A 25,049-nucleotide genomic window follows, 5' to 3' on the forward strand; every position below is an offset into this window, starting at 1 on the left:
AGCTTTGTCGGGCGGATTGGCGAAGCGAAACCTCCACCGCTCTCGCAGACCGAATGGCGGACGATGCACCGCCATTCGGCCCCGCACTCGTTGGAATTACCTGACGGTGACAGCGACCGTGTATACCTTGCCATTATCCGGGTCGGTGGGGTCTGCCGTCACGCGCCGATACGTGAAGGAGTCTTCGCCGACGAACCCCTTCTTGGATTGGTACACCACGCTGGTCAGCCGCACGGTCTTGGCTTCTCCGTTTCTCAACTTGCGTTGCCCGGAGCTCGCTCTCGTCGTCACGGCGCCGTTTTTCGGCGGAGACACGACCTCAATGCTGACGGGCCATACCTTGCCACTGGCATCGACGCGCCAGTGTCCTCCGCATTTGCAGATTTCCTTTGCCTCGCCCGATTTCACGACGAGCGACGTGTTCCCCCCGCCCGCATGGGCGCCACAGAGGATACCGAAGAACAGGACGAGCGCCGCACTGATTTTGATCAAAAGGGCCGTCGGTAGGCGTACCGGGTAGATTGTCATCTCATATCTCTCCAATGAAAAAATCGTAGAATTATCGTATGTGGTCGTTCCGGCTGGCGAGGCCGATGAATTCGTGCCCGGCTATCTCAACATCCTCGCGACCCGAAATCCAACGTTGCTCACGCGTCCTTCGGACTGCACGCCATAGCGGCTCCCCGCTTCGACGGCATCCGCCTTGCTCACCCAAGAGCCTCCCCTGAGGACGCGCTGCTCGCATCGGCCTTTCAGCCAAGGACTACCGTCCGTAGGCGCGCCCTCATAAGTGTCGTTGACACAATCCTCGACCCATTCCCAGATATTGCCGTGCACCTGATAGAGCCCCCACGGATTTGGCTGGAAGGAATCGACAGGAGCCGTCTTTTGTCCGGAGCCACCCTTTGCATTCTTGTCCTGGCTGGCCCTGTCATCGTAGTTGGCCTGTCCCCGAGAAACCGAGGCTCCCCACCAGAACGACGACGTCGTTCCCGCTCGTGTCACATATTCCCGCTCGGCTTCGCTCAGGAGGCGGTACGTTCTGCCGGTGCGGCCCGACAACCAGGCCGCATAGCTCTTCGCGTCCGACCAGGAAATGTTGATTGCCGGCCGCCTTCCGCGGCCCCAACCATTGTCCCAGGGCTTGTATCCGTTGCATCCCCCATCGGCGACGCAGGCGTCCCATTCCGCAAACGTGACGGCGTAACGGCCAACGGCGAATGAATGGGCGAACGTCACCTTGTGACGAGACGATTCCGTGGCGCGCTTCGATGCGCTCTCCGACGCTCCCATCATGAAGGCGCCGGGCGGCACCACGACCATCTCCGGACACTTTTCACATTCCTTGAAACTGGCTTTTTGCTTCAGGGCCGTCTCTTCCGACTCGGACAACACCTTGAGACCAAGCGCAGTCGATCCCTCGCGCTGCTGGGTCGCCTCCATTGCCGGGAGCGTGGCGTTGGTGGAAGCCAATTGCGTGGCTTGCATCGCCTTGAGCCGTTCGCGCACCTCTGCCGACCGCGAGCTCTCGGGGAATTTGCTGAGGAATTCTTCGAACATTGCCGGCGCGTGCCCGTCCTTGATCGCATTCCAGACGATCTCATCGGTTGCGGGAGGCGCCGGAGGCGGCGCCGCTGCCGCGGCCAGCTCCTTCTTCAGATCGTCACGACGCGATAGCGCGGCGGAAACGTGCGAACTGCTCGAATATTTCGCGGAGTACTCCTCGAAGATCGCAGGGTCGCGCGACTCCTTGATCGCGTTCCAGACGATCTCCTCCGCCGGAGGCGGTGGCGGCGCTCGAGCGGCGGCAATCTCTTTCCTCAAATCATCCCTGCGCTGCCGCGCGTCCGCGACGTGCGAGCTCGCCGCATATTTACTCACGAACTCATCGAAAATCGCGGGATCACGCGATCCCTTGATCGCGGCCCAAACGATGTCCTCGGCGGCGGGAGGCGGCGGAGCTTGTGTGGCGGCAATCTGCTTTTTCAACTCGTCCCTGCGCACCTGCGCGTCCGCCAGATGCGGGCTTGCTGGAAACTTGCTGGCGAAATCCTCGAAGATTGCCGGATGAGTCGAGCCCTTGATGGCATCCCAGACGACTTCATCGGCCGTCGGAGGCGGTGGAATGCGGGCGGCTGCGGCGGCAATCTGCTTTTGCAATTCGTCGCGGCGCGATTGTGCCTCGGCTCGATGCTTGCTGGCCGGAAACTTGCTCACGAAATCATCGAAAATGGCGGGATAGTTCGAATCCCTGATCGCCATCCAGACGATTTCGTCGGCCGTAGGTGGCGGCGGCACCCGCGCGGCAGCCGCGGCCTGCGCCTGAATCAGCTCGCCGCGCCGTGATTCCGCCGCCTTCAGATGCGGGCTCGTCGGAAACTTCGCGATGAACTCCTCGAACACCGCCGGATACGTCGAATCCTTCACGGCGCTCCACACGATGTCATCCGTCGTTGGCGGCGGCGGAAGCTTCGGTGCATCGACGATCGAGACGACGGAGCCGCCCAGCGATCCGTAGACGAACGGCTCCTGGTGACGATTGGTGACCTTCAGCACCTCGTCGCGAACCCGGCCGAACGCGATCCGCAGGTCCAAGCCGGGAGCAGCAATGTTGTGCAGCAGCGCAGCCGTGAAGGGACTGTTCTTCGCATCGCCATCCAGCGCGACCGACCCGGCCTTGGCCGCGAAGGCGATCAGCGTATCGGTGACCGCGGGCTCGACCTTCGCCAATCCGCGACCGATTGAACGAGAAGCCACGGTTCTCTTCATGGTCTTGAGGAACGGATTGTCCCGGCAGGCATCCAGGATGACGAGGCGAAGCCGCCTGGTGGCCTCGATCGACTTCAGAATGCGATCGAGGGAAATGGCCTCATCCTCGATATCGAAGTCGCGCGCCAGCTTCGCGTCGACGGGGATGACGTAGTTTGCGCCATCCACCTCGATGCCATGTCCGGCAAAATAGACGACGGCCACGTCGGCATCGCTCGCCATCTCCGCGAAATCGCTGATCGCGCGGCGCATGTCCGAGATTCCAAGATCGCGGCGAGCGTCGATCGCGGAAAAGCCTGCGGATCTGAACAAGGCCGCAATCTCTGCAGCGTCATTCCGGGGATTGGGGAGGCTCGGAACGTTCCGGTACGACGAATTGCCGATCACCAGAGCGACGCGTTTCTCGGCCGCCGCCTGACCTGCAAACCCGCAAAAAAAGAGCGCAAGAATGGTAGCCGCCACCAAGCGCATAAGATCCCCCCAAATCGCCCCTTGCGAGTATATCGCTGGTTGAAGCGCCCGCAAGCAGCACCCTACGCCCACATCATTTGACATGGGCAGCGCCAAATCCGTGATTCAGATCACGCAGGGCGTCCGGCAGCGACAGCCGTTCACACCGGCCTTTCCCCCTTCACCGTCACCCGCGTCCCCGAGCGCGTGTGCGGCCAGTAATCCCACATCGCGCGGTGCTGGGTGCAGCGGTTGTCCCAGAACGCGATGGCGTTCTCGGTCCAGCGGAAGCGGCACTGGAATAGCGGGTTCTCGGCGTGCTGGTAGAGATAGGCCAGCATCGCATCGCTCTCGTCGCGCGGGATGCCGTTGATGTGGCGGGTGAAGCCGCGGTTGACGTAAAGCGCCTTCCTGCCCGTGACGGGATGGGTGCGGACAACGGGGTGCTCGGCGTTCGGATAGGAGGGGCGATCGGCGACGCCGTAATTGGCATAGAGGCCGCGATAGATCGGCTCGCCGTCATGCAGCGCGGTCAGCCCGTCGAGATAGGCCTTCATCCGATCCGACAGCGCCTCATAGGCGGCGTACATGTTGGCGAACAGCGTGTCGCCGCCGCGCGGCGGGCACTGCTTGATGTAGAGGATCGAGCCCATTGGCGGCTCGAGATCGCAGGACACGTCCGAATGCCAGCCCTCGCCGTTGGCGCGCGGCGAGTTCTTGTCGGCATAGATCTTCATCAGCGCCGGGTCCTCATCCTCGTGCGGCGCGGCAGGATGGAAATGCAGCTCGCCGAACTTGCGGCCGAAGGCGAGATGCTGCTTTGGCGTGATCTCCTGATCGCGGAAGAAGATGACGAGGTTTTCGGCGAGCGCGCGATGGATCTCGTCCATCTGCCGGTTGGAGCGGGCATCGTCCGAGACCAGCTTGCCGATATCGACGCCGGATATTTCCGCACCGATGATGGGGGTGAGCTTCTCGACCGCGATGGTCTCGTAAGGTGCGCCGTCCTCGGCCGTGTGGCGATAGCGCGGACCCTGCTTGCCGGCGAGTGAGCTCATGGGTGTCGTCTCCCGATCATTCTTGATTGGGAGACATCGTAGCAATGTAGGGCGGGTTAGCGAAGCGTAACCCGCCACTTCGCGCCGCAAAAAGAAATAGGGCGGGTTACGCTGCGCTAACCCGCCCTACGATTCCGATGTTTGGAAACGCTTACTCCGCCGCCGTTACCGGCACCTTGGCGCCCTGGCCGTAGCGCTGGTCGATGTAGTCGATCACCAGCGCCTTGAAGTCGGCCGAGATGGTGGGGCCACGCAGCGTGCGGAACTTCTTGCCGTCGACGAACACGGGCGCGGCCGGTGCTTCGCCGGTGCCGGGCAGCGAGATGCCGACATTGGCGTGCTTGGATTCGCCGGGGCCGTTGACGATGCAGCCCATCACCGCGACGTTGAGCTCTTCGACGCCGGGATATTTCGTCTTCCAGGCCGGCATCTCGTCGCGGATGAAGTCCTGGATCGAGCGCGCCAGCTCCTGGAACGTGGTCGAGGTGGTGCGGCCGCAGCCGGGGCACGCGGCAACCAAGGGCACGAAGGTGCGGAAGCCCATGGTCTGCAAGAGCTCCTGGCCGACCTGCACCTCGCGGGTACGGTCGCCGCCGGGCTCGGGCGTCAGCGAGATGCGGATGGTGTCGCCGATGCCCTGCTGCAAGAGAATGCCGAGCGCGGCCGAGGACGCCACGATGCCTTTCGAGCCCATGCCGGCTTCGGTGAGGCCGAGATGGATCGCGTAGTCGGAACGGCTGGCGAGATCCTGATAGACCGCAATCAGATCCTGGACCGCCGAGACTTTTGCAGACAGGATGATGCGATCCTTGGGCATGCCGAGCTCTTCGGCGCGGGCGGCCGAGAGCAGCGCCGACTGCACCATGGCCTCGCGCGTCACCGCGCGCACGTCGCGCGGATTGGCGGACGCGGCGTTCTCGTCCATCAGCTTGGTCAGAAGCTCCTGGTCGAGCGAGCCCCAATTGGCGCCGATGCGCACCGGCTTGCTGTTCTTGTTCGCGATCTCGATGATGTCGGCGAACTGGGTGTCGCGCTTGTCCTTGAAGCCGACATTGCCGGGATTGATGCGGTACTTGGCGAGCGCCTCGGCGCAGGCCGGATAGGCCGCGAGCAGCTTGTGGCCGATATAGTGGAAGTCGCCGATCAAGGGCGTGGTGATGCCGCGCTTGGCGAGGCCGTCGCGAATGTGCGGAACGGCGGCAGCGGCTTCCTCGCGGTCCACGGTGATCCGGACCATTTCGGAGCCGGCGCGCGCGAGCGCTGCGACCTGGGCGATGGTGCCGTCGATATCGGCAGTGTCGGTGTTGGTCATCGACTGCACGACGATCGGCGCACCGCCGCCGACGGCGACGTCGCCGACCTTCACCTGGGTGGTCTGGTGCCGGGGCGCGGGGCCCGCGATATCGGAATCGATGGGGTTTTCGAGCTTGTTCATGGGGTCCAAATATCAGGTTTTGGTGACGTTCAGCAATGCATCAGGCGGCGCCGCAGCCAATCGGCCCGGACGGTTAACCAGAAAAAGCCCAGCAATTACAAGGATCGCAGCGGCCCCGAATGTCAGGCTCAAGGTGTCGTGCATGATGAAATAGCTACCCGCCACGCCAAACAAAGGGGTGATGAAGGTAAAAGCCGACAATTTGCTGGCCGAATAGGCCTTCACCAGCGCGAACCAAAGCGTGAACGTGGTTCCCACCACCCAGATTGCCTGGAAGGCCATCAGGCTGAGCGACAGCGGCGACGGGGTGTGGGTGATGGTCTCCCCGGATAGCCAGGCTGCCAGCCCCAGGATCGGGATCGAGGTCGCGACCTGGTAGCCGAGCGCCTTTTCCGGCGCAGCGAAGCGCAACCTTGTGCCCTTGGCGACCAGCGTGGTCGCCGCCCACAGCGCCGCGCCGCCGACGATCATGAGGTCGCCGAGCAGGACATGCGAATCGACGTTGGGCTGCGGCACGCCGATCGCGAGTGCGACCCCGGCAAAGCTGATGGCCAACCCCAGCCATTGCGTGCCGCCAAGCCGCTCGCCGAGCACCTGGTAGGAGCCGAGCGCCACGAAGAACGGCGCGGTGTAGAGGAAGACGACCGCCCGCGATGCCGGGGTGAAGCGCAGGCCTTGGAAGATCAGGATGAACTCGACGCCGAACATCAGTCCGGCGACGACGCCGGGCTTCCACGTGCCGTCACGTTCGAAGAATTTGACGCCCCTCAAGGTGCCGATGATGAACAAGACCGGCAGTGCGCCCATCGAGCGGATCGTCGCCTGAAGCATCGGCGGGATGTCCGGCAGCACCAGCTTCACCGCGATCTGGTTGAACCCCCAGGTCAGGCACAGCATGAGCATCAGGGCGATGGCGCCGGCACTGAGGGGGCGCCCGGCTGAGGGTATTTCTTGAGGTGCGGACATGTCTTCCCGAAAACCGGCTTTGCGCCGTTGTTACTTCAAGTCTTCTTCTGGCAATGGGTGCAGACGCCTGTGATCTCCACCACGGACAGTTTTGGCGCGAAGCCCGAGCTGCGCGCGGCGGCGTTGAGATCCCCGGCGAAAGACGCCGACGAAATCTCGCCGACCAGGCCGCAGCGCTCGCAGATCAGGAACGCCACCGCCGAGGTCGAATCGTGGTCGTGCGCGGCGCAGGCGAGATAGGCGTTGCGGCTTTCGATGCGGTGCACGAGGCCGTTGGCCATCAGGAAATCGAGCGCACGATAGACCGTGATCGGCGCCGGCCGCGGCATCGACTTGGCCAGTTCGTCGATCACCTCATAGGCGCCGAGCGGCCTGTGGCTGGAGAGCAGCGCCCCCAGCACCTGGCGGCGTATCGGCGTGAATTTCTGCGCGCGCTGCTCGCAAACCTCCTCGGCATGCGCCAACGCGTCCGCGGTGCAGCGGCCGTGATCGTGGTCGGGCGCGGGAAAGGCCGGCTTTGCGAGGGTCATGGGATCGGCGTTCTAGCATTTCGGCGGTGGAACCCAAAGCACGACCGGGGTCGCGGCGATCAGCCATGCTCATCCTGCGGGACAGCGTCCCGCAAACCCGCCATGAAATAATCATAAGCTTGCTTATTATATTCGAAGCTTATTGGAGACCAAGCTCATGAGTCCCGGGCCCGTGGACCAGAACTTCCTGTTTACGCTCGCCGAGCTCTACCGCCTGTTGCGCGTCTATGCCGACAAGGAGGCCTCGCGCTTCGGCATCACCCGTGCGCAATGGGCGGTGCTGGCCAAGGTAGAGCGCAGCGAGGGTATGAAGCAGTCGGAACTCGCGGAGCTCCTCGAGGTGCAGCCGATCACGCTGACGCGCCTGATCGACAAGCTCTGCGACAGTGACTGGATCGAGCGCCGCAGCGATGCTTCGGATCGCCGGGTCAAGCGCCTGTATCTCAAGAAGGCGGGCCGGCAGCTGCTCGGCCGGATGAGCGGGCTCAGGTCCGAGATCACCGCCAATGCGCTCGAGGGCATCACCCCGGCGGAGGCCCACCGTCTCCTCACTCAACTCGAAACAATCAAGGAAAACGTGCGTACCGCGATCCAGACCAGCGGAGCGGAGCAAGCGCGTAAGGAGCAGCGCTATGGCTGATCAGGTTCTCAAGTTCCAGCCCGAGCAGAAGGGCGACAGCGGCAAGCCCACCAAGAAAGCCGGTACCGACCCGCGCCGCCGCCTGGTGGCGGGCCTGCGCCGCTATCGCCGCTTCCTGCTCCTGGTCGTGCTGCCGCTCGTCGTCGCCGGCGCCGGCATCACCTTCTATCTGCACGGCGGCCGCTATGTCGGCACCGACGATGCCTATGTCGGCGCGCAGAAAGTCCTGGTCACACCCGACATCTCCGGCAAGATCCAGAAGGTCGTCGTAAAGGAAGGCCAGACCGTCAAGCAGGGCGACGAGCTGTTCGAGATCGATCCCGTGCCGTTCCGCCTCGCGGTGGACGAGGCCAGGGCGCAGCTGATGCAGGCGCAGACGACCTACGACAACCTTCGCGCCAACATCAAGATCTACGGCGACATGCTCAACCTCGCCCAGCAGGGCGTCGAACTGAAACAGCGCGATGTCGAACGCAAGCAGGCGCTGGTGAAGAACAACTACGGCTCGCAGCTCGACCTCGACAACGCATCGAACGCGCTGGTGACGTCAGGCTCCGTAGCACAATACGTCAAGCAGCAGATGTCGGCAGCGAAGACCCAGCTGCTCGGCGACACCGACCTGCCGCTGGAGAAATTCCCGCCTTACGCGCAGGCCAAGTCCAAGCTCGAGAACGCCGAGCGCAATCTCGACCACGCCGTGGTGCGGGCATCGATGGGCGGCGTTGCGACGCAGGTCGAGCAGATTCAACTCGGCCGCTACGTCACCGCCGGCACACCGGTGTTCTCCATCATCGACGTCGCCCACCCCTGGGTCGACGCCAATCCGAAGGAGAGCGACCTCACCTACGTCACCGAGGGACAGCCTGTTACGCTCGAGGTCGACGCGTTCCCGAACCACGTCTTCAAGGGCAAGATCGGTTCGCTCTCGCCCGGCACCGGCGCGCAGTTCGCGATCCTGCCGCCGCAGAACGCCACGGGCAATTTCGTCAAGGTGGTGCAGCGCGTGCCTGTCAGGATCTATTTCGACGAGACCGACAAATACGTGCGGAAACTCAAGGCCGGCATGAGCGTCTACGCCACCATCGACACCGGCCACAAGCGCTCGCTCGCCGGCCTGCTCGGCCTGTCGGCGACCGCGGGCCAAGATCAGGACAAGGACTGACCCGATGTCCGGCCCCAATGCCAGCCTGATGGTCCCCGGCCTGCGCCGTAACATGGTGACGATCTGCGCCATGACCGCGACCATCATGCAGGCGCTGGACACCACCATCGCCAACGTCGCCCTGCCCTACATGCAGGGTACGCTGTCGGCCTCGCAGGACCAGATCAACTGGGTCCTGACCTCCTACATCGTCGCCGCCGCGATCATGACGGCGCCGGTGGGCTGGATCGCCAACCGCTTCGGCCGCAAGCGCATCTTCATCATCTGCTCGGCCGGCTTCACCTTTGCCTCCGTGCTCTGCGGGCTTGCGCAGGACATCAACCAGATGGTGCTGTTCCGCCTGCTGCAGGGCGTGTTCGGTGCGGCCCTGGTGCCGCTGTCGCAATCGGTGATGCTCGACTATTACACGCTCCAGGAACGCGCCAAGGCGATGTCGATCTGGGGCATGGGCGTGATGATGGGCCCGATCATGGGGCCGTCCCTTGGTGCCTGGCTGACCGAGACCTATTCCTGGCACTGGGTGTTCTTCGTCAACCTGCCGTTCGGCGCCGTCACCGTGCTCGGCCTGATCGTCTTCATGGACGAAACCAGGAAGGATCTCAGCCGCAAATTCGACTGGTTCGGCTTCGCGGCACTGGCGGTCGCGATCGGCTCGCTTCAGCTCGCGCTCGACCGCGGCGAGCAATTGGGCTGGCTGGAGTCCAACGAAATCATCGCGGAATTCATCGTCTCGGCCGTGGCCTTCTACTTCTTCCTGGCGCACTCCTTCACGACCTCGACGCCGTTCATCCGCTTCGCGCTGTTCCGGGACCGCAACTTCGTCACCGGCTGCATGTTCATGATCGTGATGGGGCTCGTGCTGTTCTCGACCATGGCGCTGGCCTCGCCCTACATGCAGAACGTGATCGGCTATCCCATCATCACCGCCGGCCTGCTGCTGGCGAGCCGCGGCTTCGGCACCTTCTTCGCCATGATGCTGGTCGGCCGCATGATGCGTTATTTCGAGGCGCGCACGCTGATCATCACGGGCCTGACGCTGACCGCGGGCTCGCTGTTCCAGATGACCGGATGGACCGACCTGACCCAGGTGCCGGAGATCGTCACCGTCAGTGTCATCCAGGGCTTTGGCTTCGGCCTCGTCTTCGTGCCGCTCTCGACGGTGGCGTTCCTGACCTTGTCGAACGAATTGCGTACCGACGGCACCGCGATGCTGACCCTGATGCGCAACGTCGCGAGCTCGGTCGGCATCTCCGTCGTCATCGCCGAGCTGACGCAGGGCACGCGGCGGACCTACGCGGTCCTGTCCGAGTACATCAACCCGTTCAACCACGCGCTCCAGATGCCGAGCGTCAGCGGCATGATCGATCTCTCCACCGACGCCGGCCGCGCCATGGCGGACAGAATGGTCAGCATACAAGCGCAGATCATCGCCTTCGCACACGACTACCAGCTGGTGATGTTCTTCATTCTCTGCACCATCCCGCTGGCCCTCTTGATCGGCTCGACCAAGGCCACGCTACGCAAGCAGGCCGCAGGGCCGGAACATGCGGTGATGGAGTAGCCACAGGTGTCATGCCCCGGCCTGACCGGGGCATCCAATACGCCGCGGCGTCTCCGTATCCACGAACGTGTCTGGAATACTGGGTCGCCCGGTCAAGCCGGGCGACGACGGCGAACAGGTGGCGCGAGCTTACAACAGCTCCTCGCAGCCGAGATCCTCGACCGCCATCATCACCCGCTCCAGATTATTCCACCAGATCAACGGCGGGAGGTTGATGCTCCACTGCCAGACCGGCTTGGTGATGTGCCAGAGCACCGACAGACGATAATCCTGATCGAGCGCGCCGCGCGTGTAGCTGCTGACGCCGTTGGCTATCAGCGTCTCGTGGTAACGATTGAGCAGCGCCCGCTCGAGCACCTGCCTGCGATCTGGATACCATTGCATCGCCATCATGTAGGCGAGGTCGGTGGTAGGCACGTTGATGCCCCAGAGGTCGAAATCGAAGATGCGCACGCTATCCGCGACGCTGGCGCGCGGCAGCAGAAAATTCCAGGTATGCGCGTCGCCATGAGTGATCGTAGCATGGCGGCGAGAGTGGTAACGCTGGGATAGCCGGGCCGACTGATCGATGAGGCGGCGGTAGAGGGTGCGGCGCTCTTCGCTGAGGCGATCGCCGAGCAGGTCGGCGAAGCGATCGTAATGGCCGGCGAAGATCTCCATGTGGCTTGCGCTGTCCTCGGCGCTCGCCCAGGTGCCGGCAGTCTCGCCGAGACCGGGATGGTCCCACCACGCTGCATGCATGCGGGCCAGTGTGGTGACGATCGCCATCGCTTGATCGCGCGACGGCGGCAGCGGCCATTGCGTCGCGATCTCATGGCTGTCGGTGAGGTCTTCGAGCAGCAGATGCCAGGTCTGGCTCTCTTCGTCGAAATGACCGTCGAAACAGCGCGGCACGAGCCCCGGCGGCATCTGCGGCGCAAGCTTCGTGTAGAAGGTCACTTCGTGCCGGCCGCCATTTGCAAGCGTCTTCGCGAAGGCGGAATGCGCGGTCTTCAGGATCAGGGATTGCGGCGCACCAGCAGACTCCCCGACATAGCGCAAGCCGAGTCGCACGATGTGCGACAGGATCGTGTCACGCTCATGCAGCACCTTCACTTCGCGAACGGCGCCACGATCCAGCGCGCCAGCCTTACGTAGCGCGGCCGTCAGTCGGGCGGGCTCAACGACCGCCGGCAGTTGTGGAGTTGTCATGAACCACGATGCCCCCGTCCCGCGCCATACTGCACGATCACGACCGCGGGCACCAGCGCCAGACCCCGCGCCTGCTCAGGCCGCCGCAGTCGAGTCGCGAACGGTCCGAACCACGACCGACCGCAGCTGCTCAAGATTGGCCGCCATGCCCGCGATGGCCTGCCTCACCTCCGTGGCGCGCTCGTCCACCGAGGCGGCGTCGCGGCTGACATTGGCGATCTTGGCCGAGACCTCATTCGCGGCGGAGGCCGATTCGGAAATCGACCGGGCGATCTCCCGCGTTGCGGCGTCCTGCTCTGCCATCGCGGCGGCAACCGAGGTCGCCACGCCGTCGATCTCGACGATGTGGCCTCCCATGGTCTCGACGGCATCGACCGCCGCCTGCGTCGAGGCCTGAATTTCCGCGATCAGACGCCCGATCTCCTCGGTGGATTTGGCGGTCTGGTCGGACAGGGATTTCACTTCGGCCGCAACCACCGCAAAGCCACGACCGGCCTCGCCGGCCCGCGCGGCCTCGATCGTGGCATTGAGCGCCAGGAGGTTGGTCTGGCCGGCGATGCCGCCAATGAGGTCGGAGACCTCCGCAATCTTCTTCACCGCACCCGCCAGCGCCTGGATGGTCGAACGCGCCTGCTCGCGGCCGGCGACCGCCGATTTGGTCACCGTGCTGGTCCGCGCGACCTGCGTTGCGATATCCCGGATCGAGGCGCTCAGCTCTTCGGCCGCGGCCGAGACGGTTTGCGAGCTGCCCAGGGCCTGGGTGGACGCCGAAGCCACGGCCTGCGACTCCGCGGACAGCGACCGGGCGATCTCGGACAGGCTGGAGGCGGCCCGTTCGACGCCCTGGCTTGCCACACTCGCGGAATCGACCGAGCGGCCGGTCTCGCGCTCGACGGTCTCGGCCATCTGGTGCAGGGCACCACGCTTGGCAAGCGCCGCCTCCTGCTCCTTTTGCAGTTGCTCCTCGCGCAGGCGCGAATTCTCGATCGCCCCCTGCTTGAACACCTGGAGCGCACCCGCCATCGAGCCGACCTCGTCCTTGCGATGCGCGAAGGGGATGTCGGCGGCAAGATCGCCGGTCGCGAGCTGCTGCATCGTGTCCGTCATGCGCACGATCGGACGCACCACGCCGAGGGCGACGCCGAGCAGGCCCGCGGCAATGAAGGCGAGGACGGCGGCGGAAACGCCGAGGAGGATGAAAAGGATCGAGCTGTCGCGATCCGCGGCCAGCTTCTCCATGTCGGCGTTCTGCTTGTTGGCACTCTCGACGATGCTGTCGATGACGGCGCGATGCGCGGTGTAGGCATCCTTGAGCTGCGCGTAGGCGCGCTCGGAGGCGGCCGTGTCCTTGGCCTTGAGGGCCGGCAGCAATTGGTCGGACAGCAGTTTCCAGAACTTCTGCACCTCGGCGTCGGATTTCGACACCAGCGCCGTCTTCAGGTCGGCCGAGAGGCTGGAGGTGACCCAAAACGCCTTGCGCTCGTCGTAATCCTTGCGGAGCTGGACCAGACGCTCGCCATGGGCCGCCAGCTGGTCCGGCTCGCGCATGGCGAGGGTGGCTTCGAGATAGGCCTCGATGACATATTCCGGCGGCGGCAGGATGTCGGCGATGAGGTCGTTGCCGAGCTTGATGTCGGAATAGAGCGGGCCGCCGACCTTGAGCTCGCGCAGCGCGTAAAGGCTGGTGGAGACCACGGCCGTGAAACCGATGGCCAGAACGATCCCGAATGCAATGATCGCAGAAGAAAGGGAAAGACGAATTTTCATGAATCAATCCGGTGGCGCAGGTCGAAATCCAAACGGATCCTAAACGACTGCGGTAAACACAGGATTGCTTCGCGCGGAAATTGCATCCCGCGAACACCGGAAAACTACGGAAGTTGGATGTCAAACGGCCGGTCAGCGAGACTGACTCACAGCACGAAGAGAAACGTCTCGGGCCCGATGCCACGCAGCAACCTGCTCCGTTGCGCCGGATGAGAAGCGCGGGCCGGCGTCAACGTCGCCGCCCGCGTTGCCTCACATGTCGAAGAATACCGTCTCGTCGTCGCCCTGAAGCCGCAGGTCGAGCCGGTAGACCGCCTTGCCCGCCTCGCGCGTCGCGATCAGCGTCGCGCGGCGATCGGGCGGCACCAGTCCCAGCACCGGATCGGCCGCATTGCCTGCCTCGTCACTGAAATAGATGCGGGTGTAGAGATGCCGCAGCATGCCGCGGCCGAACACCGCAAGGACGATGTGCGGCGCCTGCGGCTTGCCGTCGGGATCGGGCACCGCGCCCGGCTTGATGGTGTCGAAGGAATAATTGCCGTCCTTGTCGGTGCCGCAGCGGGCGAAGCCGCGGAAGCTGGCATTCGGCAACGCGCGCTTGTCCTGCGGGTCGGCAAAGCGGCCCTGCGCGTCCGCCTGCCAGATTTCCAGCATGGCGTCGGGCACCACGACGCCGTCACCGTCGAACACACGGCCTTCGATGCGGACGCGATCGCCGGTGACGTCGGGCGTCAGCGTCGAGTTGGTGAACGCATCGTTCCAGGCGTACTCGCCGGTCGGCGTCAGGCCGTATTTGAAGAACGGTCCGACGGTCTGCGATGGGGTGATACCGTTGTCCATCTCGCTTCCCTGCACTTAATGGTTCTCCATAGGCGTGGCGTTCTTGCCGCGCAGCACGATGTCGAAGCGGTAGCACAGCGCCCATTCGGGCTGGGTGTTGTCGAGGTCGAACGAGGAGACCATGCGCGCCCGCGCCTTCTCGTCCGGCACCGAGTTGAAGATCGGATCGAACGGGAACAGCGGGTCGTTCGGGAAATACATCTGCGTCACGAGGCGCGTGACGAAGGAATGGCCGAACACCGACAGATGGATGTGCGCGGGACGCCAGGCGTTGTGGTGATTGCCCCAGGGATAGGCGCCCGGCTTGATGGTGACGAAGCGATAGTAGCCGGCGGCATCGCTCACGGTGCGGCCCGCGCCGGTGAAGTTGGGATCGAGCGGCGCCGGGTGCTGGTCGCGGACATGGACATAGCGGCCGCAGGAATTGGCCTGCCAGATCTCGACCAGCGAGTTCGGCACGCCGCGGCCGTCCTCGTCACGGACATGGCCGTGCACGATGATGCGCTCGCCGATCGGCTCACCGGTATGCTGGGTGGTGAGATCTGCATCGCCCTCGCGCACGGTCTCGTGGCCGTAGACCGGGCCGGTCAATTCCGACAACGTGTGGCGCATCGGGATCAAGGGCTTGTTCGGCGCGCGCTTGATCGAGCTCTTGTATTCGGGCGACAGCGGCAGCGGATGCGCCTTGTTGCTGTCGACGGGATAGATGAATGTCATTGGCGAACTCCTCCCCGGCCATTCTGGTCCAGCCGGTCAACGCTTCCCCCGATCATTATAGGATATAACTAATTGGGGGAAGCGGGTTTAGCGGGCCTCCTGCGCGCCCGGCACGAGCGTACTATTTGATCGGCGGGCGCGGTAGCACGGCCTCGCCGGCCTCGAGCCGGTAGGTGTGGTCGAGCGAATACCAGGGCGTCGCGACGCCGGGCGCAGCCGGATGCGGAGCGTCGTGGCGCAGGAACTTGCCGATCAGCGCCTGCGTCACGCCGAACTGCACGTCGCTGTCGATATGGGGATCGTTGGGGTCGTAGACCTGCGAGATCAGCACCTTGAATCCGGGTTTGAAGATCAGGGCGTGCAGATGCGCGGGACGATAGGGGTGCCGGCCCTGCGCCTTCAGCAGGCGGCCGACCACACCGTCGGTCGGAATGGGATAGCCGACCATCATCACCGAGCGGAAGGCAAAGCGCCCGTCGGAATCGGTCGTGAACTTGCCGCGCAGGTTCATGTCGGCCTGCTCGGGGTCCTGATTCTCATAGAGACCGACGGGCGAAGCGTGCCAGACGTCGACCTCTGCCCCCGCGACGGGACGACCGTTACTGTCGACGACGCAGCCATTGACGAACAGCGGTGCGCCCGGGGTCTCGGAACGGACGATCGATCCGCCATTCTCGACCCGCGGCGAGTTCAACCGCCAGAACGGTCCGAGCAGCGACTGATCGGTTTCCGTATTGCCCTGATCGCCATTGTTGAGCAGGCACACCAGCGGGGAGACCCCGAGCGAGCCCGCCATCAGCACGACTTCATTATGCGTGTCGGTGGTCAGCTTGCCGAGCTCGGCGATCACAGCGGTCGCGTCGCGGAATTCCTTCTCGGTCAGCCTGACATCGCGGACGAAGCCGTGCAGATGCTTGACCAGCGAGATCATGATCTGCCGCATCCGCGGATCGGAGGTCCGCTCCATCACCGCCAGAGCGGCGGCCGTGACGTCCTGCTCGCACGCGATGATCATGGCACGGTCCCTGAAGCGACCCGCTTAACTCCAACACCGTCATTCCGGGATGGTCCGAAGGACCAGACCCGGAATCTCGAGATCCCGGGTTCAACCCTATCGGGCTGCCCCGGGATGAAGGGACGCTACGCGTCCCGTCAGTTCAGCTTCTCGATTGCGACCGCAACGCCCTGGCCGACGCCGACGCACATGGTGGCGAGTGCGAGCTTGCCGCCGCGCTTCTCCATGCCGTGGACGGCGGTGAGCGCGAGACGCGCGCCGCTCATGCCGAGGGGATGGCCGAGCGCGATGGCGCCGCCATGCGGGTTGACGAAATCGGCATCGTCGGCGACGCCGAGCTGGCGCATGCAGGCGATGCCCTGCGAGGCGAAGGCTTCATTGAGCTCGATCAGGTCGAAATCGGTGATCTTCTTGCCGAGCCGCTCCATCAGCTTGCGGGTGGCCGGCACCGGGCCGATGCCCATGATGCGTGGCGGCACGCCAGCCGAGGCGAGGCCGAGGATGCGGGCGCGCGGCGTCAGCCCGTGCTTCTTCACCGCGGCTTCGGAGGCCAGGATCATCGCGGCGGCGCCGTCATTGACGCCGGAGGCGTTGCCGGCGGTCACGGTACCAGGGTTGCGCACGATCGGCTTCAGCTTGGCGAGGCCTTCCAGCGTGGTCTCGGGACGCGGATGCTCGTCCTTGTCGACCGTGATGGGGCCGGCCTTGCCGCCGGGAATGGTGATCGGCGTGATCTCTTCGGCGAAGTAACCAGCGGCAATCGCAGCACCCGCGCGCTGCTGCGAGCGGATCGCGAACGCGTCCTGGTCGGCGCGCGAGACCTGGAATTCCTCGGCGACGTTCTCGCCGGTCTCCGGCATGGCGTCGACGCCGTACTGCGCCTTCAGCAGCGGATTGATGAAGCGCCAGCCGATGGTGGTGTCGAAAATCTCGGCGGAGCGGGAGAAGGCCTCCTGCGCCTTGCCCATCACGAAGGGCGCGCGGGTCATGGATTCGACGCCGCCGGCGATCGCAAGCTCGATCTCGCCGGAACGGATGGCGCGCCCCGCAGCACCGACCGCGTCGAGGCCGGAGGCGCAGAGCCGGTTCAGGGTCTGGCCGGGAACCGAATCCGGCAGGCCCGCAAGCAGCAGCGCCATGCGCGCGACGTTGCGGTTGTCTTCGCCGGCCTGGTTGGCACAACCGAAGAACACTTCGTCCACCTGCGCCCAGTCGAGTTTCGGGTGCTTCGCCATCAGCGCCTTGATGGGCGCGGCGGCCAGATCGTCGGCACGCACCTTGGCGAGCGAGCCGCCGAAACGGCCGATCGGGGTCCGCACGGCATCGCAGATAAAGACGTCACGCATCGTTGTTCTCCCTGAATGCCGCGGTTCGGCCCAAATTCTTCAATGTCGGCGGAGTTTTAGGAGGGCGCCCGCGGCAGGTCAATTGACGGTTTCTTGTGTGTTCCGAAGGGCCCGCACGCCGCTGGCGCATGCCGCGGTGCGGACAACGTGGAAAACCTCCCCGCCCCGGCCAAACCGATAGGAGCAGGAGGCGAAATTTTGTAGGTTGCGCCGCCTTGGAGCGCGGTCAGGACCGCACTCCAAAATTCTTGTTTTGACGCGTTTTCTTCACGCGAACCGGTACCCACTTCACTCGAAAACGCTCTAATGACAATGCAACAACCGATCCCCGTACCGCCCCCCGAAGAAGCGCCCGCGCCGCCAGCGGAGGCCATCGCGCGCGTCACGCCGATGATGGAACAGTACCTTGAGATCAAGGCGGCGCATCAGGGCTTGCTGCTGTTCTACCGCATGGGCGATTTCTACGAGCTGTTCTTCGAGGATGCCGAGATCGCCTCCAGGACGCTCGGCATCGTGCTGACCAAGCGCGGCAAGCATCAGGGCGCCGATATCCCGATGTGCGGCGTGCCGGTCGAGCGCTCCGAGGATTATCTGCACCGCCTGATCACCGCCGGCCACCGGGTCGCCGTGTGCGAGCAGACCGAGGATCCCGCCGCCGCGAAAGCGCGCGGCAACAAGAGCGTGGTGCGCCGCGGCGTGGTGCGGCTGGTCACCCCGGGCACGCTGACCGAGGATACGCTGCTCGATGCGCGCGCCAACAATTATCTCCTGGCGATCGCGCGGGCCCGCTCCTCCGCCGGCGGCGACCGCTTTGGCCTTGCCTGGATCGACATCTCGACCGCCGAATTCACGGTGATGGAATGCTCCAGCGGCGAGCTGGCCGCGACGCTGGCGCGCATCAATCCGAACGAAGCCATCGTCACCGACGCGCTCTACAACGACAGCGAGTTCGGACAGACCTTGCGCGAGCTGCCGGCGGTGACGCCGCTGACCCGCGACGTCTTCGACGGCGCCACCGCCGAGAAGCGGCTGTGCGATTATTTCGCCGTCGCGACCATGGACGGGTTGGCGCAGCTGACGCGGCTGGAGGCCACGGCAGCCGCAGCCGCCGTCACCTATGTCGACCGCACCCAGGTCGGCAAGCATCCGCCGCTGTCGCCGCCCGCACGCGAGGCTTCGGGTGCGACCATGGCGATCGACCCGGCGACACGCGCCAATCTCGAATTGACGCGCACGCTCGCGGGCGAACGGCGCGGCTCGCTGCTCGACGCCATCGACTGCACGGCGACCTCGGCCGGCTCGCGCCTGCTGGCACAGCGCCTCGCAGCGCCGCTGACCGATGCACCGGCGATCGCGCGGCGGCTCGATGCCGTCAGCACGTTTGTTGCGGACTCGGCTATCCGAGAGGACATCCGCAGTATCCTGCGCGGCGCGCCCGACATGTCGCGGGCGCTGGCCCGCCTTTCGGTCGGCCGCGGCGGCCCGCGCGACCTCGCCGGACTGCGCGACGGCATCATCGCAGCCGACCAGGTGCTGGCGCGGCTCGGCGAGCTCGACCAGCCGCCGCAGGAGATCGCCGCGGTGATGGCGGCCTTGACGCGTCCGTCGCGCGAGCTCGCGTCCGAGTTCGCCAGCGCGCTCGACGAGCAACTGCCGCTGATCAAGCGGGATGGCGGCTTCGTGCGCCAGGGCTACGAGCCTGCGCTCGACGAAGCGCGAAACCTGCGCGATGCCTCGCGCCTGGTGGTCGCCTCGATGCAGGCCCGCTACGCCGACGTGACCTCCGTCAAGGGCCTCAAGATCCGGCACAACAACGTGCTCGGCTATTTCGTCGAGGTCACCGCGCAGCACGGCGACAAGCTGATGTCGGCGCCGCTGAACGCGACCTTCATCCATCGCCAGACGCTGGCCGGCCAGGTACGCTTCACCACCTCGGAGCTGGGCGAGATCGAGGCCAAGATCGCCAATGCCGGCGACCGCGCGCTCGGACTCGAGCTCGAAGTCTTCGAGCGGCTCTGCGCCAAGGCGCTCGATATCAGCGAGGATTTGCGGTCCGCCGCCCACGCCTTCGCGCTGCTCGACGTCGCGACGTCGCTGGCAAAGCTGGCGATCGACGAGAACTACGTGCGGCCCGAGGTCGATGGTTCCCTCGGCTTCGCCATCGAGGCCGGCCGCCATCCCGTGGTCGAGCAGGCCTTGAAGCGCAATGGCGAGCCGTTCATCGCCAACGCCTGCGACCTCTCGCCGAGCCCGGCGCAAAAATCCGGCCAGCTCTGGCTGCTGACCGGTCCCAACATGGCCGGTAAATCGACCTTCCTGCGCCAGAACGCATTGATTGCTCTTCTTGCTCAAATCGGAAGTTTCGTGCCGGCCACGCGCGCGCGGATCGGCATCATCGACCGCCTGTTCTCGCGCGTCGGCGCCGCCGACGATCTCGCGCGCGGCCGCTCGACCTTCATGGTGGAGATGGTCGAGACCGCGGCGATCCTGAACCAGGCCGGCGAGCGTGCGCTGGTGATCCTCGACGAGATCGGCCGCGGCACCGCGACCTTCGACGGCCTCTCCATCGCCTGGGCCGCGATCGAGCATCTGCATGAGAGCAACCGCTGCCGCACGCTGTTCGCCACGCATTATCACGAGCTGACCGCGCTCTCGGCAAAGCTGCCGCGGATGTTCAACGCGACGGTTCGGGTGAAGGAATGGCAGGGCAATGTCGTGTTCCTGCACGAGGTGCTGCCGGGCTCGGCGGACCGCTCCTACGGCATCCAGGTGGCGAAACTCGCGGGCCTGCCTCCGGCGGTGATCACGCGCGCGAAGTCCGTGCTGGCGAAATTGGAAGCCCAGGATCGCGGCCAGACCGCCCGTGCCCTCGCCGACGATCTGCCGCTGTTCGCCGTCCCCTCACGCGCCGCCGCGGAAGCCGCGCCGCCGACCGAGGCGGAGCTGCTGATGGATGCGGTGAAGGCGCTGCACCCCGACGAGATGTCCCCGCGCGAGGCGCTGGACGCGCTGTATGCGTTGAAGGCGAAGCTACCGAAGCAGTGACGGTGCCGTAGGGTGGGTTAGCCGTAGGCGCAACCCACCGCGGTCTATCCGCGTGGAAAGCAAAGCGGTGGATTACGCTTAGCTAATCCACCCTACGAGATTCACGCCGCCGCCAGCCGCTTCCTCCGCCCGTTCCACCACAGCGTCAGATTCCACACGATGCAGGTGGCGAGGCCCATGCTGAGGCCGATCGCGGAGCCGAAATTGGCGGCACCGAGATGCAGCACCGCGATTGCCATGCCGAAGCCAAGCAAACCCCAGGCGGAGTTGGCGAGCACGGCCGCGGTCGGCGGACCGCCGATGCGCGGATGCAGGATCACCATGATGCTGGTGAAGACGATCGGGTAAAGCGCGATGACGCCGCTGACCCTTGGACCGACCCAGCCCGACGTCGAGACCACGATCGCGACAAGGGTTGCGACCAGCGAGGCGCGGAATGGAATGTCGTACCAGCGGCGCGTCACCAGCGGCATCTTCACATGCCGGTACTTTGCGAGCAGCGGAATGCAGATGCCGAAGGCGACCAGGTTGACGGCAAGCCCGGCGGTCAGGGTCCAGTCGAACAGGCGGATGATGGAGGCCAGCACGATCCACACCGCAACCGCGCTGCCGGCACTCACCAGCAGATTGTTCCGCTGCGCCAGCACGACATAGGTGAGCCCAAGGACGATGGTCGCGGCGTTGACCGGCAGGCTCGACAACGCGCCTTGCGCGATGAAGGCGGCGTCATGGTCGAGCGCGAGAAAGACGTAGGAGGGACCGGCCGAGATCGGCAGGGTCGCGACCAGCGCGCCGATCACCGGACCCGAGCGCTCGGTGATGATCGAAGCCGTCACCACGAACGCCGCCGCGATCGCCATGCGCAGGAGAAGAAAAAGGATGAAGTGGAGGTCGAGAGGCATTTTTTTGTTTGTCGTCCCGGACAAGCGAAGCGCAGATCCGGGAGCCATGACCACAGGCTTCGCTGTGTTAGACGGTTGTAGTGATCAGTTCGGCGATACAATCGGCGTCCGGGATTATGGATCCCGGCGTCCGCCGGGACGACACCGGGTGCTGGGCTTGCGATCCTCGCCTCACATCCGCTGCATCGACACCGAAACCTTCGGGCCGTTCTTGATGGTCTGGTAGACCACGCAGTAACGCTCGGTGAGCTTCAGCAGCAGATCGAGCTTGTCCTGCGGCGCGTCGGTGTCGACCTCGAAGCGCAAGCGGATCTCGGCGAAGCCGACCGGGGTCTCCTTGTCGACGCCGAGCGTGCCGCGGAAATCGAGGTCGCCCTCGGCATAGACGTTGCCGGTCTTGAGCGGCACCTCGATCGCGGTCGCGACCGATTTCAGCGTGACGCCGGCACAGGCGACCAGTGCTTCCAGCAGCATGTCGCCGGAGCAGAGCTCGAGGCCGGAGCCGCCGGTGGCCGGATGCAGGCCAGCCATCGCGATGGCGCGGCCGGTCTCGACCTTGCAGGCGATGCCTTCGCTGTCGGTCGAGCCCTTGGCCTTCAGCGTGATCATCGCGGTCTTGGGATCGGTCTTGTAGCGTTCCTTGATCGGGGCCTGCATCTGGCGCAGTGCTGCGGCGTCCATCTTGTTCTCTCCCGGGAAAATTGCTCCCCGATGTACCGGCTCAGAGAGAAATTGTCACCACCACATGGCCTGACCGGGACCCTGGGTTGCGTCACGGTCGGGCACGCTGCGGTCCAGCGAACGGTCGAGTGACGTCAGCACACTTCGCTTGAAATTCTCGAACAGCGGCGAGCTGCGGTCGCGTGGGCGGCCCAGATTGATCTCGATCTGGTCGAACAGCCGGCCCGGCCGCGGCCGCATCACCAGCACGCGGTCGGCCAGCACCACAGCTTCGTCGACGTCATGTGTGACGAGGATCAATGTCGGGCGCGTGTCGGCCCAGAGGTCGAGCAGATGATCCTGGAGATCCCTGCGGGTGAAGGCGTCGAGCGCGGAAAACGGTTCGTCGAGCAGCAGCACTTCGGGCTGCGGCACCAGCGCGCGGGCGATCGCGACGCGCTGCGCCTGCCCGCCGGAGAGCTCGCGCGGCCAGGCCTGCGCCTTGTCGGCGAGCCCGACGCGTTCGAGCGCGCGAGCCACCTTCTCGCGGCGCTCAGTCGCCGGCAGGTCGGCGAGGCCGAAGCCGATATTGTCGGCGACGCTGAGCCAGGGCAGCAGCCGCGGCTCCTGGAAGATGATGCCGATCTTGGCGTGCGGCGAGCTGATCGCCTCGCGGTCGAGCGTCACCGCGCCGGAGCTGGCGCGGTCGAGGCCGGCAATGGCGCGGAGCAGCGTGGACTTGCCGCAGCCGGAGCCGCCGATGATGGCGAGGATCTCGCCCTGCCTGATCTCGGCGGAGAAGCGCGCCAGTGCCTGCACGCCGTTGGGATAGGTCTTGCTGACCCGGTCGAGCGCCAGCATCGCGTCACGCTCCCTTCGCGCGCCCGAAGGCGTCCTGCCAGCGCAGGAACGGCGCGGCCGCCACCTCGATCAGCCAGTCGGTGAGCTTGCCGAGGATGGCGAAGATCACGATGGCGGCGAGGATCTGCGCGGGCTTGCCGAGCTGCTGGCCGTCGAGCAGGAGATAACCGAGCCCTTCGGAAGCGCCGATCAGCTCGGCCGCCACCACGAACATCCAACCCAGACCAAGGCCGACGCGCAGGGACACCACATAAGCCGGCAGCACGGCGGGCAGCAGGATGCGGCGGATCATCGCGAAGCCGGAGAGGCGGAAGGTGCGGCCGACCTCGACGATCTTGCGATCGACCGAGAGGATCGCGCCCATCACGCCGAGATAGACCGGGAAGAACACGCCGACCGCGATCAGCGCGATCTTCGAGGTTTCAAAGATGCCGAGCCAGAGGATGAACAGCGGCACCCAGGCGAGCGAGGGAATCGCACGCAGCGCCTGCACGGTCGGATCGAGCAGCCGCCGCGCCAGCGACCAGTAGCCGGAGATGGCCCCCAGCAGCGTGCCCGCGATCACGCCGAACGCGAAGCCGAGGCCGACCCGCCACAGCGTCGCGGCGATGTGGCGAACCAGCTCGCCGGAGCGCGCCAGCTCGGTGATGGTGGCGAAGACGCGCGAGGGCGGCGGCACCAGCCGGCCATTGGACCAGCCCGACCAGACCACCAACTCCCAGCCGAGCGCGAGGATGAGCGGCAGCAACACGCCCAGCATCGGCCGCGCATAACGCGAGAGCCGCGAGGGCGCGGCGGCGCTCTCGGCCGGTTCCAAGGTCTGTTGCAGGGCTGGCGCGTCGGAGATCATGGCCGGTAGGAAGCGCGTCTGGCGAGGGAATGCAAGGGCGTGCGAGCGACGCGCGGCGCCCTCTTTCCTTCTCCCCTTGTGGGAGAAGGTGGCGCGAAGCGCCGGATGAGGGGTTCTTTCCGCTCACACGACCGTCAGAGAGGAGAGAACCCCTCACCCGCCTCGCTTCGCGAGGCACCCCCACAAGGGGGGAGGGAAAAAGCCAACTATCAATTCGTCGGTAGCGGGACCTGGTCGTCGATCAGGGCATCCAGTGTCGCCTTCACGTCGACCTTGGCATCGACGACGCCGGCCTGCTGCAGGGCGAGGCCCGCGGCGAGGATCGACTCGCGCTGGGGCGCGCCGATGCGGCTGTGGGTGAGCTCGGTGCGCTCCTTGAGCTGCTTGTCGACCACCGGCTCAGGCAGCTTCGTGACGGCAATGAAAGTCTTCTTCAGCTCGTCGTAATTCGCCAGCGAATATTTGCGCGCCTCTTCGTAAGTGGCGAGCACGCGGCGGGCGGCGTCCGGATAGTCCTTCAAGAACTGCTCGCGCACATTGAGGATGCCCCAGGTGTTGGCATCGGCCATGCGATAGAACAGCTTCGCGCCTTCCTCGACCTCGGCCTGCGCCATCATCGGATCGAGGCCGGCCCAGGCATCGACGTCACCGCGGATCAGCGCGGTCTTGCCGTCGGCATGCTGGAGCAGGACCGGCGTGATGTCCTTTTCGGTGAGGCCGGCACCTAACAGTGCCCGCACCAGGAAGATGTGCGGATCGGTGCCCCGCGTCACCGCGACGCGCTTGCCCTTGAGATCGGCAACGCTCGCGATTTTGGAATCCTTGCCCGTGACCAGCGCCGTCCATTCGGGGCGCGAATAGACGTAGATCGACTTGATGGGGTTGCCGTTGATCTTCGCCACCAGCGCCGCCGAACCCGCGGTCGAGCCGAAATCGATCGAGCCGGCGTTGAGGAATTCGAGCGCCTTGTTGGAGCCGGCCGACTGCACCCAGACGATGCTGATTCCGTCCTTGGCGAACTCCTTCTCCAGAAGGCCCTTCTGCTTCAGGACCATCGACACCGGGTTGTAGGTCGCCCAGTCGATGCGGATTTCCTTGAGCGGATCCGCCGCCCGTGCCGCAGGTATCATTGCAAGCGCCACTGCTCCCGCCAGCAGAATGCGTCGAGTAATCCCAGTCATGCCCAACCTCCTTGAAAACTTCATTGTTTTTCAATGAGTTATATCTAGAGGTCAACGAGAAAATCACTCTCCCGAAAGCGCGCCGCCCGAGAACAGATTTGTC

21 protein-coding genes are annotated in these 25,049 nt (G+C 65.1%); 4 read left to right on the forward strand and 17 right to left on the reverse strand.

What is annotated here, in order from left to right:
- Positions 1–96 precede the first annotated feature (96 nt).
- From NLM15_RS42985 to NLM15_RS43015, 6 genes are all read right to left on the reverse strand, one after another.
- Positions 97–528, reverse strand: coding sequence for a hypothetical protein (locus tag NLM15_RS42985; RefSeq protein WP_254124029.1), 432 nt, complete (start codon positions 526–528; stop codon positions 97–99).
- An 81-nt stretch (positions 529–609) separates the two neighbouring features.
- The gene (locus NLM15_RS43860; protein WP_375166922.1) at positions 610–3,324 is read right to left on the reverse strand and encodes an SUMF1/EgtB/PvdO family nonheme iron enzyme; all 2,715 of its coding nucleotides are present in this window, start codon (positions 3,322–3,324) and stop codon (positions 610–612) included.
- A 56-nt stretch (positions 3,325–3,380) separates the two neighbouring features.
- Entirely contained in the window at positions 3,381–4,277 is an 897-nt protein-coding gene (locus NLM15_RS43000) for a TauD/TfdA family dioxygenase (RefSeq protein WP_254124030.1), read from the reverse strand.
- 151 nt (positions 4,278–4,428) lie between these two features.
- A complete protein-coding gene (gene ispG, locus NLM15_RS43005) occupies positions 4,429–5,712 on the reverse strand; it encodes a flavodoxin-dependent (E)-4-hydroxy-3-methylbut-2-enyl-diphosphate synthase (RefSeq protein WP_254124031.1) in 1,284 nt (427 codons plus the stop codon).
- A 12-nt stretch (positions 5,713–5,724) separates the two neighbouring features.
- Positions 5,725–6,678 (reverse strand): DMT family transporter, encoded by a 954-nt coding sequence (locus tag NLM15_RS43010; protein ID WP_254124032.1) that lies wholly within the window; start codon positions 6,676–6,678, stop codon positions 5,725–5,727.
- A 35-nt stretch (positions 6,679–6,713) separates the two neighbouring features.
- Positions 6,714–7,208 (reverse strand): Fur family transcriptional regulator, encoded by a 495-nt coding sequence (locus NLM15_RS43015; RefSeq protein ID WP_254124033.1) that lies wholly within the window; start codon positions 7,206–7,208, stop codon positions 6,714–6,716.
- A gap of 157 nt (positions 7,209–7,365) precedes the next feature.
- On the opposite strand from NLM15_RS43015, the gene NLM15_RS43020 reads away from it, so the two are divergent.
- From NLM15_RS43020 to NLM15_RS43030, 3 genes are read left to right on the forward strand one after another with little or no spacing between them, the layout of a single operon-like run.
- Positions 7,366–7,848 carry a MarR family winged helix-turn-helix transcriptional regulator gene (locus tag NLM15_RS43020; protein ID WP_254124034.1) on the forward strand — a complete coding sequence of 161 codons (483 nt, stop codon included), beginning with the start codon at positions 7,366–7,368 and terminating at the stop codon, positions 7,846–7,848.
- On the forward strand, positions 7,841–9,010 hold the full coding sequence (locus NLM15_RS43025) for an HlyD family secretion protein (RefSeq protein ID WP_254124035.1): 1,170 nt from the start codon (positions 7,841–7,843) through the stop codon (positions 9,008–9,010). The genes NLM15_RS43020 and NLM15_RS43025 overlap by 8 nt, the downstream gene beginning before the upstream one ends.
- Positions 9,011–9,014: 4 nt before the next feature.
- Positions 9,015–10,571: an MDR family MFS transporter gene (locus NLM15_RS43030; RefSeq protein WP_254124036.1), complete on the forward strand. Its 1,557-nt coding sequence runs from the start codon at positions 9,015–9,017 to the stop codon at positions 10,569–10,571.
- 129 nt (positions 10,572–10,700) lie between these two features.
- On the opposite strand, the gene NLM15_RS43035 is transcribed toward NLM15_RS43030, so the two are convergent.
- The 6 genes from NLM15_RS43035 to pcaF all read right to left on the reverse strand — a co-directional run bounded on the left by NLM15_RS43035 (position 10,701) and on the right by pcaF (position 17,447).
- Positions 10,701–11,762 (reverse strand): ecdysteroid 22-kinase family protein, encoded by a 1,062-nt coding sequence (locus NLM15_RS43035; protein WP_254124037.1) that lies wholly within the window; start codon positions 11,760–11,762, stop codon positions 10,701–10,703.
- A 75-nt stretch (positions 11,763–11,837) separates the two neighbouring features.
- Entirely contained in the window at positions 11,838–13,529 is a 1,692-nt protein-coding gene (locus NLM15_RS43040; RefSeq protein WP_254124038.1) for a methyl-accepting chemotaxis protein, read from the reverse strand.
- 252 nt (positions 13,530–13,781) lie between these two features.
- Complete coding sequence (gene pcaG, locus NLM15_RS43045) at positions 13,782–14,369, reverse strand: protocatechuate 3,4-dioxygenase subunit alpha (RefSeq protein ID WP_254124039.1); 588 nt, start codon at positions 14,367–14,369, stop codon at positions 13,782–13,784.
- Positions 14,370–14,384: 15 nt separating this feature from the next.
- Complete coding sequence (gene pcaH, locus NLM15_RS43050; RefSeq protein ID WP_254124040.1) at positions 14,385–15,086, reverse strand: protocatechuate 3,4-dioxygenase subunit beta; 702 nt, start codon at positions 15,084–15,086, stop codon at positions 14,385–14,387.
- 121 nt (positions 15,087–15,207) lie between these two features.
- Positions 15,208–16,101: a dioxygenase gene (locus NLM15_RS43055; protein ID WP_254124041.1), complete on the reverse strand. Its 894-nt coding sequence runs from the start codon at positions 16,099–16,101 to the stop codon at positions 15,208–15,210.
- Between the two features lie 137 nt (positions 16,102–16,238).
- Positions 16,239–17,447: a 3-oxoadipyl-CoA thiolase gene (pcaF, locus tag NLM15_RS43060; RefSeq protein ID WP_254124042.1), complete on the reverse strand. Its 1,209-nt coding sequence runs from the start codon at positions 17,445–17,447 to the stop codon at positions 16,239–16,241.
- Positions 17,448–17,753: 306 nt separating this feature from the next.
- On the opposite strand from pcaF, the gene mutS reads away from it, so the two are divergent.
- Complete coding sequence (mutS, locus tag NLM15_RS43065; RefSeq protein ID WP_254124043.1) at positions 17,754–20,492, forward strand: DNA mismatch repair protein MutS; 2,739 nt, start codon at positions 17,754–17,756, stop codon at positions 20,490–20,492.
- Positions 20,493–20,593: 101 nt separating this feature from the next.
- Here mutS and NLM15_RS43070 read toward each other — a convergent pair whose 3' ends face one another.
- From NLM15_RS43070 to NLM15_RS43090, 5 genes are all read right to left on the reverse strand, one after another.
- Entirely contained in the window at positions 20,594–21,394 is an 801-nt protein-coding gene (locus NLM15_RS43070) for a hypothetical protein (RefSeq protein WP_254124044.1), read from the reverse strand.
- A 171-nt stretch (positions 21,395–21,565) separates the two neighbouring features.
- Positions 21,566–22,075, reverse strand: a complete 510-nt coding sequence (locus tag NLM15_RS43075) for an OsmC family protein (protein ID WP_027514578.1) — start codon at positions 22,073–22,075, stop codon at positions 21,566–21,568.
- A 54-nt stretch (positions 22,076–22,129) separates the two neighbouring features.
- Positions 22,130–22,915, reverse strand: coding sequence for an ABC transporter ATP-binding protein (locus NLM15_RS43080; RefSeq protein ID WP_254124045.1), 786 nt, complete (start codon positions 22,913–22,915; stop codon positions 22,130–22,132).
- A 4-nt stretch (positions 22,916–22,919) separates the two neighbouring features.
- On the reverse strand, positions 22,920–23,765 hold the full coding sequence (locus NLM15_RS43085) for an ABC transporter permease (RefSeq protein ID WP_254124046.1): 846 nt from the start codon (positions 23,763–23,765) through the stop codon (positions 22,920–22,922).
- Positions 23,766–23,974: 209 nt separating this feature from the next.
- Entirely contained in the window at positions 23,975–24,946 is a 972-nt protein-coding gene (locus tag NLM15_RS43090) for an aliphatic sulfonate ABC transporter substrate-binding protein (RefSeq protein ID WP_254124047.1), read from the reverse strand.
- Positions 24,947–25,049 lie beyond the last annotated feature (103 nt).

Source organism: Bradyrhizobium sp. CCGB20 (genome assembly GCF_024199855.1).
Lineage (GTDB): Bacteria > Pseudomonadota > Alphaproteobacteria > Rhizobiales > Xanthobacteraceae > Bradyrhizobium.